Origin of the sequence: Pelobium manganitolerans (assembly GCF_003609575.1) — a bacterium.
Taxonomy (GTDB): Bacteria; Bacteroidota; Bacteroidia; order Sphingobacteriales; family Sphingobacteriaceae; genus Pseudopedobacter; species Pseudopedobacter manganitolerans.
In genome coordinates this window covers 18,484-27,392 of the sequence record NZ_MBTA01000009.1, presented here as the reverse complement: position 1 = coordinate 27,392, position 8,909 = coordinate 18,484, and the positions used below count along the sequence as shown (strand labels likewise).

Below are 8,909 nucleotides of genomic sequence, written 5' to 3'. Positions count from 1 at the left end.
CTCACCTTGCGGACCTGCAGGACCCTGAACGCCAGGAGCACCGTCGTTACCTTTCTCGCCCGGTAAGCCTTGTGGACCGGCTTCACCTTGGATACCTTGTGCACCCGCAGAACCTTTCTCGCCTTGTGGACCTTGGACGCCCGGCTCGCCTTGAGGACCTGTTTCGCCTTGTGGGCCTTGGACGCCCGGCTCGCCTTGTGGACCCGCGGGACCCTGAGGACCCACGTTACCGTCTTTTCCGTCTGCACCTTTCAGGGAAGCAAGGTATTCTGTCTCTGTTCCCACGAACCCGTTGGACTGGGCTAGCGCATAAGCAGATTTGCCGTCATTACCATTCGTTCCGTTTATCCCGTCTTTGCCGTCAACACCCGCAGGACCTTTCTCGCCTTGTGGACCTTTCTCGCCCGGCTCGCCTTGTGGACCCGCAGGACCGGTTTCTCCTTGGATACCTTGTGAACCCGCAGGTCCTGTTTCGCCTTGAGGGCCTTGGATGCCCGGCTCACCTTGTGGACCCGCGGGACCCTGAGGACCCACGTTACCGTCTTTTCCGTCTGCACCTTTCAGGGAAGCAAGGTATTCTGTCTCTGTTCCCACGAACCCGTTGGACTGGGCTAGCGCATAAGCAGATTTGCCGTCATTACCATTCGTTCCGTTTATCCCGTCTTTGCCGTCAACACCATCTTTTCCGTCTTTACCGTTTGCACCCGCAGGACCTTTCTCTCCTTGTGGACCTTGGACGCCCGGCTCGCCTTGTGGACCCGCGGGACCCTGAGGACCCACGTTACCGTCTTTTCCGTCTGCACCTGCAGGACCTGTTTCGCCTTGCGGGCCTTGGATGCCCGGCTCGCCTTGCGGACCCGCAGGACCTACGTCACCTTTTTCTCCCTTATCACCTTTCTCTCCAACAATTAAAAATCCATTTCCCCATGAACCATTTTTCTTAGGTCCATAGAGTCTATTTTGAGCCGTATTTAAGTAAAAATCTCCTTCGTTCCCGATATTGCTGTCAGGATTTACAATTCCGTTTCTAAGCATAGCACCGTCAGCGCCATCTTTACCTGCATCGCCTACTGGTCCTTTATCACCAGCTTCTCCTTTGTCGCCTCGGGGGCCTTTGTCGCCAACAGGACCGGTAGCACCGGTTGGACCTGTTAAACCAGTTGGTCCTGCCGGACCTCTTTCACCAACTAAACCTGCATCACCACGTGGACCTTTATCCCCTACCGCTCCTTTAACACCATCCGCACCTTTTAGTCCTGGTTCACCCTGCAAACCTTTGTCACCTTGAGGGCCTTTGTCGCCAATAGGACCTTTATCCCCTGCCTCTCCTTTAACACCGTCCGTACCTTTTAAACCTGGCTCACCCTGCAAACCTTTATCACCTTGGGGTCCCTTGTCGCCAACAGGACCTTTATCTCCTTGCGGTCCCTTGTCGCCTTGCGGTCCTTTTTCCCCTTGTGCGCCTTTATCACCGGTAGGGCCTACCGCACCACCAGCTTGGGTATTTCCGCTGCCGCTAGTTTTAGCATATAATGCAAAAGGCACAGCTAATAATTCTGTACTGCCGAAAGGTTGAAAGTTATTTCCACCGGTAAGATCTAGCTCTACTTTTAAAAAATAATTGGATACCGAAAAATCTACATCTGTCAATTTAATGGCTGATACCGGAACACCACGACCAACCACATGGTTAAATAAACCAAACTGATTGGTTGTAAGCTTTTGCGTTTCCGAGTAAACCTCAACACCGTTAGACGAACCACTTAAAATGGTAAAACGGGTGTTGATTTTCTGATTTTGGAGTTCTTTCCCATCAGCCTTACGTACTACGGCTTGATATTGAAACCCGTTCATGCCGTCCTGGGCAAAAGCAGCCGTTGTCAGAAAAAATATTAAACCTAAAACGAAGAGTAGATTTTTTTTCATATATCTCTAATTATTCTATTTTACAAATCAATCCTTGAGCCGTGTAATCCAAAAAAAGAATTGGCTAACCTCCTTCTTGGCAATATTTTTGGAACCAACCACTAAACCGCATTCTAATAGCTTTGAGGCTAGGTAATGTCGTTTTTTTAACTCGTTTTTTTTTATCCAATTTCTTGCTATTCTAATCCGCTTAGCTTCACCGAAGCAAAACCGGGAAACATAATTCTCACTTTGAAGAATATCGGGAAAATTTATTCCAGAGCTAAATCACCGGGTTTTTTATCCACATTTAGGCTATATGTTAATAACTTTCGGCAATTCGCGTTAAAAAGTTATTTCTCATTAAAAACGGTCAGCGGTTTTTGAACACTTGCCTTAACCTACATTACCGTACAATAACCCGATTCTTCTACTTTTGCACCCCCATTATTTACTTGCGTCCGATTATACGAAGAGCTTTCTTCTTTTGTTTTCTTTTTTTCACACAGCGCCATGCCAATACAAACCGCACTTTAGCGAAAGAAAATATTAAATTTGGAACATGACTAATACAGCAGAGAGATTTGTAGAAAATTCTTCACAGAAATCTTTTGATATTCCACACCGGAACATTATCAATCACAACATCGGCCGGTACGATACCGCGGTTGAAAGAGGACTGTCACGAATAGTCAATTTAGAACACGCCAAAAAAAAAGGTCACCAGATTAAATGGCGCGTAATGGAAAACCTCGACAAACTTTTGCCAGAGTTTGAAAGTAATTTCCAAAAGAAAGGCGGGAAGGTTTTATGGGCTAATACGGTAGAGGAAGCAACTGCAGAGATACTGAGTATCTTGCAAAAAGCGAATGCTAAAACCGTCATCAAATCCAAATCTATGGCGACAGAGGAAATTCATCTAAACGAGTTTTTAGAAAACCACGGAATCGAGTCGATAGAATCTGATTTGGGCGAATATATTGTACAATTGCTGGGGCAAAAGCCTTATCATATTGTAACACCCGCAATGCACCTCAGTAAAGAGGATATCGCAAAACTATTCCACGAAAAATTCGGCACGCCTCCAGATGCCACTCCACAACAACTTACGGCTAAAGCGCGTGAGCTTTTAAGAGATAAATACCTATCTGCCGATGTAGGCATTACGGGTGCAAACTTTTTAATTGCCGATACGGGAAGCATCGCCATCACAGAAAATGAGGGAAACGCAAGGCTCACTACCACTTTTCCTAAAATACACGTCGCAATTGTGGGCATCGAAAAACTGATTCCGTCCATTGCAGATCTAGATTTATTTTGGCCTATGCTAGCAACCCATGGCACAGGCCAAAACCTAACGGTTTATAATAGCATCATCAGTGGCCCAAAGCAGGAAAATGAAACAGACGGGCCGGAACAGATGTACGTGATATTGTTAGACAATGGCCGCACAGAGCTTTTAGCGCAAAAAGATCAACGCCAAGGCCTGTACTGTATTAGGTGTGGAGCTTGTTTAAACGCTTGCCCTATTTATAAAAACATAGGCGGCCATACTTACGACACTACATATAGCGGTCCAATTGGATCTTTAATTACGCCTCACCTCAAAGGCATGAAAGAGTTTAAACACTTGAGCTACGCATCCAGCTTGTGCGGCAAGTGTAGCGAGGTTTGCCCAGTAAAAATCGACATCCATAAAATGCTGCTTTTAAACCGGCGCGATGCTGTAAAAGCTAACCTCGGTCCTAAATCAGAAAAAATTGGGTGGCAGATTTGGAAACGCGGAATGTTAAAACGCGGTTTTATGGATATGTTTGGCGGTAAGATGAAGAACTTTTTGTTAAAAAATTTCTTTGGAAAATATTGGGGACCTAAAAGAGAACTTCCAAAAATTGCCGACCAGTCTTTTGGCGCGCAGTGGAAAAAGGAACATCCATCTAAATAAGGTATGCCAACGGAGAATGAATCAGAAGATTGATATCCTTAAAAAGTATATGCCCGAAAGTGCGGCACCAGTGATTGCAAAATGGATTGATCATTACCGTTGCGAGTTTAAGATTTCGAGAACTCGAAATACTAAATTGGGCGATTACCGTCCGCCATACGAAGGGCACGGACACCGTATTTCGGTAAACTATAACTTAAACCCCTACGCCTTTTTGGTAACTACCGTGCACGAGTTTGCGCACTTAAAAACTTGGAACGAGCACCAAAGAAACGCTAAACCGCACGGGCAAGAGTGGAAGAACAATTTCAAATTGATGATGCGCCCATTTTTTGAGCTTCAGCTTTTCCCGAAAGAAATTCATTCAGCGATACTGAACTATTTAGAAAATCCGGCAGCATCCAGTTGTGCTGATTTGGGTTTATACAAAGCCCTAAAAACCTTTGATGCCAAACAGCCCAACGCTTTGATGGTTGAGCAGGTGCCAGACCAACAGGAGTTTTATTTAAAAAACGGACGGAAGTTTAAAAAGCTCGAGCGGATCAGGAAACGTTATCGCTGTGTAGAAACAGCATCTGGGTTGGTTTATTTATTTAGCCCAGTTGCCGAAGTATATTTGGCTAAAAATCCAGATTAAATCAACAAAAAAGGCCTGCAAGTTTAACCTGCAGGCCTTTATATTTAGAAACAGAAGTTTACGCTTCTACTTCGTCTTCCTCTTCTTTAGAAGCCATCAGTTTATCGTACTCTTCTTGCGAACCTACAATAATTCGTTCGTAATCGCGCAAACCTGTTCCAGACGGAATTAAGTGACCAACAATTACGTTCTCTTTAAGTCCAAGTAGGTAATCGCGTTTACCTGCAATAGCTGCCTCGTTCAATACTTTTGTAGTTTCTTGGAACGATGCCGCCGAGATAAATGATTTAGTACCTAAAGATGCACGGGTGATACCTTGCAACATTGGGCTAGCGGTTGCCGCTCTTGCTTCGCGAGCCGTCACCAATTTAAGGTCTTTACGTTTCAATTGTGAGTTCTCATCACGCAACTTACGTACAGATACAATTTGTCCTTGCTTCAATACGTTAGAGTCGCCCGCGTCTTCCACCACCATTTTATCGTAAATCTCATCGTTTTCGATAGAGAAATCAAACCTGTCAACTGCTTCTTTCTCTAAGAAACGAGTGTCACCAGCATCCTCAATCATTACCTTCTGCATCATTTGGTGAACGATAGTTTCGAAGTGCTTATCGTTGATTTTCACACCTTGCAAACGGTAAACCTCTTGGATACCATTCACTAAGTATTCTTGCACCGCAGCAGGTCCTTTGATAGAAAGGATATCTCCAGGAGAGATAGCACCGTCTGACAATGGCATACCAGCTTTAACAAAGTCGTTATCCTGTACTAAGATGTGTTTAGAAAGCGGAACCAAGTATTTCTTAATCTGCCCGTCTCTTGACTCAATAGTTACCTCACGGTTACCACGTTTAACACCACCTAAAGTTACAACACCGTCAATCTCGGTTACTACAGCAGGGTTTGATGGGTTTCTAGCTTCAAACAACTCGGTTACACGCGGTAAACCACCGGTAATATCTCGAGTTTTTCCACTTGTACGCGGGATTTTCACTAAAATCTCGCCCATTTTCACCTCATCGCCCTCGTCAACCGTAACGTGCGCCCCAACCGGAATGTTGTATTCTCTGATTGAACCACCTTTTTTATCAACGATTTTAACAACCGGGTTTTTGGTTTTATCTCTGGTATCGATAATTACTTTCTCTCTGTGACCGGTTTGCTCATCTGATTCTTCACGGAAAGTTACCCCTTCAATAACAGATTCAAATGCTACAGTACCAGAGAACTCGGAAATAATAACCGCGTTGTATGGATCCCAAGAACAAATTCTGTCGCCTTTAGTAACTTTATCGCCTTCTTTAACATATAGGTACGAACCGTAAGGGATGTTATTAGCCATAATTACACGTCCAGAAGTTGGATCTGTAATTTTGAACTCGCCCGAACGGCCTAACACCACTTCTACTTCACCATCATCAGTTGTTCTGGTAACGGTTCTTAAGTTTTCAAACTCGATAACACCGTCAAATTTTGCATTAACCTGCGACTCAGCCGCAATGTTAGATGCCGTACCACCCACGTGGAAAGTACGCAATGTCAACTGTGTACCCGGCTCTCCGATAGACTGTGCTGCAATTACACCTACAGCCTCACCCATTTGAACTGGTTTGCCCGAAGCTAAGTTACGTCCGTAGCATAAAGCACATACCCCTCTTGGCGCCTCGCAAGTTAACACCGAACGGATTTCAACACCTTCTAATGGCGACTCCTCAATTTTCCTTGCAATTTCTTCGGTAATATCTTGATCGGCTTTTACGTACAGCTCGTTAGTTACCGGATCATAAACATCATGTAAAGAAGTACGACCTAAAATTCTATCGTATAATGGCTCAACAATATCCTCATTATCCTTAAGCGCAGTGGTGAACATACCTCTTAAAGTCCCGCAATCGTGTTGTTTAATAACCATATCTTGCGCTACATCATGCAAACGACGAGTTAGGTAACCCGCATCCGCAGTTTTTAACGCCGTATCCGCCAAACCTTTACGCGCACCGTGGGTAGAGATGAAGTATTCCAATACAGACAAACCTTCTTTAAAGTTTGATAAGATTGGGTTTTCGATAATCTCACCACCCGAACCCGATTTCTGCGGTTTCGCCATTAAGCCCCTCATACCGCAAAGCTGACGGATTTGCTCCTTAGAACCACGCGCCCCAGAGTCCAGCATCATGTAAACCGAGTTGAAACCTTGGTTGTCGTTGGTTAACTGCGTCATTACGTGGGTAGTCAACCTGTTGTTGATACGTGTCCAGATATCGATAATCTGGTTGTAACGCTCGTTATTGGTAATGAAACCCATGTTGTAGTTACCCATTACCTCATCAACCTCGGCCCTGGCTTGTTCTAAAAGCGTATGCTTCTCTGTCGGAATGTTCAAATCCTTCAAGTTAAACGATAAACCGCCTTTAAAAGCAGATTGGAAACCTAAGGTTTTAATCTCGTCCAAGAAATTGGCAGCACCAGACATACCTGTCACCTTCACCACCTCACCAATGATATCTCTTAAAGATTTTTTGGTCAATAGTTCGTTGATATATCCAACTTCTTTAGGTACTACTTCGTTAAATAAAACACGGCCAACGGTGGTATCAATAATCTTCTCTACCAAGTCGCCAGATTTTTCTTTAACCGTAGTTTTTACTTTGATAAATGCATGAAGGTCAACTTTTTTCTCGTTGTAGGCGATAATAACCTCTTCAGATGAATAAAAAGTTTGTCCCTCTCCTTTAACGATGTGTCCTTCTTCAGATTTACGGCCTTTGGTCATGTAGTACAGACCCAAAACCATATCCTGCGAAGGTACTGTTACCGGTGTACCGTTTGCCGGGTTAAGGATGTTATGCGATGCCAACATCAAAATTTGGGCTTCCAAAATTGCGGCGTTACCAAGTGGAACGTGTACCGCCATTTGGTCACCGTCAAAATCCGCGTTAAACGCTGTACACACCAATGGGTGCAACTGGATAGCCTTGCCCTCAACTAACTTTGGCTGGAAAGATTGGATACCCAAACGGTGAAGCGTAGGTGCCCTGTTCAAAAGTACCGGATGGCCCTTTAACACATTCTCCAAAATATCCCAAACTAGCGGGTCTTTTCTGTCAACAATTTTCTTTGCCGATTTTACCGTTTTAACCACACCACGCTCAATCATTTTGCGGATGATAAACGGTTTAAATAGCTCGGCAGCCATATCTTTAGGTAAACCGCACTCGTGCAATTTTAAGGTTGGACCAACCACAATTACAGAACGGCCAGAGTAATCCACACGTTTACCCAACAAGTTCTGACGGAAACGTCCTTGTTTACCTTTTAAAATATCTGATAATGATTTTAAAGCTCTGTTACCCTCGGTTTTAACTGCGTTTACTTTACGCGAGTTATCAAACAAAGAGTCAACCGCTTCTTGCAACATCCTTTTCTCGTTACGAAGAATCACCTCCGGAGCTTTAATCTCCATCAATCTCTTCAAACGGTTGTTACGGATAATTACCCTTCTGTATAAATCGTTCAAATCTGAAGTTGCGAAACGGCCACCTTCCAAAGGCACTAACGGACGCAACTCTGGTGGAATAACCGGAACAATTTTCACAATCATCCACTCCGGATTGTTCTCTATACGCGTTTTAGAATCGCGGAAAGCCTCTACAACTTGCAAGCGTTTTAAAGCCTCGTTTTTACGTTGTTGCGAGGTTTCGTTTGCTGCTTGGTGGCGTAAATCGTAAGAAAGTTGGTCTAAATCCAATCTCTTCAATAAGTCCTCCAACGCATCCGCACCCATTTTAGCAACAAACTTGTTCGGATCTTTATCATCCAAATACTGATTTTCTTTTGGAAGTTTATCCAAAATATCCAAGTATTCTTCTTCTGTTAAAAAATCCATGTAGTTGATGCCGTCATCCTGCATCATACCAGGCTGAATTACCACATATCTTTCGTAATAGATAATTAAATCTAAACGTTTAGTTGGCAAGCCTAGCAAATAACCAATTTTATTTGGCAAAGATCTGAAATACCAGATGTGCGCAACCGGAACCACTAAGTTGATGTGACCCATACGCTCGCGACGCACCTTTTTCTCGGTAACTTCAACACCGCAACGGTCACAAACGATACCCTTGTAACGGATTCTTTTGTATTTACCGCAGTGGCATTCGTAATCTTTTACCGGACCAAAAATTCTTTCACAAAACAAACCGTCACGCTCTGGCTTATAAGTTCTGTAATTGATGGTTTCTGGCTTTAACACCTCGCCACTAGAACGCTCCAAAATTGCTTCCGGAGATGATAAGCTAATGGTGATTGAGGTGAAATTGCTTTTTATTTTACTATCCTTTTTGTAAGACATATTCTTTTTTAAGGTTAAAAGGCTTAAGGCTTAAGGCATAAGGCTTAAACCCTATACCTTATGCCTTTAAC

At 43.9% G+C, this 8,909-nt stretch carries 3 protein-coding genes and 1 pseudogene; 2 read left to right on the top strand and 2 right to left on the bottom strand.

The window, feature by feature from the left end:
• Positions 1-1,926: pseudogene (locus BCY91_RS06390) on the bottom strand (hypothetical protein); the annotation flags it as partial.
• A 541-nt stretch (positions 1,927-2,467) separates the two neighbouring features.
• Between BCY91_RS06390 and BCY91_RS06385 the strand changes: the two are divergent.
• Together BCY91_RS06385 and BCY91_RS06380 are read left to right on the top strand one after the other, a co-directional pair.
• On the top strand, positions 2,468-3,850 hold the full coding sequence (locus BCY91_RS06385; protein ID WP_120181149.1) for a LutB/LldF family L-lactate oxidation iron-sulfur protein: 1,383 nt from the start codon (positions 2,468-2,470) through the stop codon (positions 3,848-3,850).
• 16 nt (positions 3,851-3,866) lie between these two features.
• Positions 3,867-4,487 carry a SprT family zinc-dependent metalloprotease gene (locus BCY91_RS06380; RefSeq protein WP_120181148.1) on the top strand — a complete coding sequence of 207 codons (621 nt, stop codon included), beginning with the start codon at positions 3,867-3,869 and terminating at the stop codon, positions 4,485-4,487.
• 58 nt (positions 4,488-4,545) lie between these two features.
• Here BCY91_RS06380 and rpoC read toward each other — a convergent pair whose 3' ends face one another.
• Positions 4,546-8,838 carry a DNA-directed RNA polymerase subunit beta' gene (gene rpoC, locus BCY91_RS06375; RefSeq protein WP_120181147.1) on the bottom strand — a complete coding sequence of 1,431 codons (4,293 nt, stop codon included), beginning with the start codon at positions 8,836-8,838 and terminating at the stop codon, positions 4,546-4,548.
• Between the last annotated feature and the right edge of the window lie 71 nt (positions 8,839-8,909).